Raw genomic sequence first — 1,312 nt, 5'->3', positions numbered from 1 at the left:
GGGGGGGGGGGGGGCGGGCGGCCGCCCCCCCGGCCCCCGCCGCCGCCCCGCCCCCCCCGGCCCCCGCGGCGGCCCCGCCCACGACCGGACCGTCGCGTTCGACGGTGCGGTCCGCGACCGCGGCGCCCGCAGCCTCGCCGGCGGGTGCCCCCGGTCCCGGATCGGCCGCCCACGTGCCCGCCACCCACGGCGACGCCGGCGCGACGGGCATGGCGGACGCGACGGGTATGGCGGGTATGGCAGGCGTGGCGGGTATGGCAGGCATGGCGGGCGGGGGGAGTGTCGCCGCGGGCCAGCTTGACCTCGTCGGCGACGGGCTGAGCGCCGACTCCGACGGCGTGGGGCTCGTCCTGGCCCCGACGACGCTCACCGCGCACCAGGCCAGCGTCGTCCATCTTCAGGTGCGCGGCGCCGATGACCAGCCGATCACCCGGTTCGCCACCGTCGCGGACGAGCCGATGCACCTGTATCTGATCCGGTCCGACCTGACCGGTTTCCAGCATCTGCACCCGATCATGGCGGCCGACGGCACCTGGACGGTCAGCCTGCCCGCCACCCCGGCCGGCTTCTACCGCGCCTACGCCTCGTTCACGACCGCCGTGCGGGGCCGCGACACCCCGCTGGTGCTCAGCCAGCCGATCACGGTGCCCGGCGCCGCGGTGGCCGTCGCGCTGCCACCGCCGGCGGCGAGGACCACGGTCGATGGCTACACCCTGACCGTCGCCACCCCGCGCGGCCCGCTGACCGCGGGGACGGCCGGCACGCTCACCGTGACCGTGACCCGGGGCGGGCGGCCGGTGACCGACCTGCGCCCGTACCTGTCCAGCCTCGCCCACGTCAGCGCCTTCCACGAGCGTGACCTCGCCTTCACCCACCTGCACCCGGTCCCCACGTCGACCACCGGCGCCGCCGGCCCGACGCTCACGTTCACCGCGGAGCTGCCGCGTCCGGGTGCGTGGCGGACGTTCGTCCAGTTCCGCACCGCCTCCGGCCTGCACACCGCCGCGATCACCCTCACCGCCGCCGGCCCCGCCCGCTGAGCCGACGGCCGCAACGGCCGGCGGGTGCCGGGCGACTCCTCCGACGTGGCAAGGCGTGGGCCGTGTGCCCGCACCGGACGCAGCAGAATGCTGCCTGGACGAGACGGTTCGCTTCCTCGCGGTGGAAAGCAGGGGCAGCATGTGGCACGACCCGGGCCCGATTCCGCTGTCGCCTGCAGGCGACAGTCCCCTTGGGAGCAGCTGATGGGCGCACGGCGGTTCTCCGACGGCGGACGGCGCGGCGGGCGTGGGCGCGGGCACCGGCCGATGGG

Annotated in this window: 2 protein-coding genes; one reads left to right on the top strand and one right to left on the bottom strand. The window is 77.1% G+C overall.

The features are described 5' to 3' along the window. On the bottom strand, window positions 1-211 hold a 211-nt coding region (locus MXD58_RS27755; protein WP_250611104.1), incomplete at its 3' end, for a hypothetical protein. Between the two features lie 43 nt (window positions 212-254). On the opposite strand from MXD58_RS27755, the gene MXD58_RS27750 reads away from it, so the two are divergent. Then, complete coding sequence (locus MXD58_RS27750; protein WP_250611102.1) at window positions 255-1,040, top strand: DUF8832 domain-containing protein; 786 nt, start codon at window positions 255-257, stop codon at window positions 1,038-1,040. Window positions 1,041-1,312 lie beyond the last annotated feature (272 nt).

Source organism: Frankia sp. AgKG'84/4 (assembly GCF_023242965.2).
Classification (GTDB): domain Bacteria; phylum Actinomycetota; class Actinomycetes; order Frankiales; family Frankiaceae; genus Frankia.
This window is presented reverse-complemented; position numbering and strand designations above follow the sequence as displayed.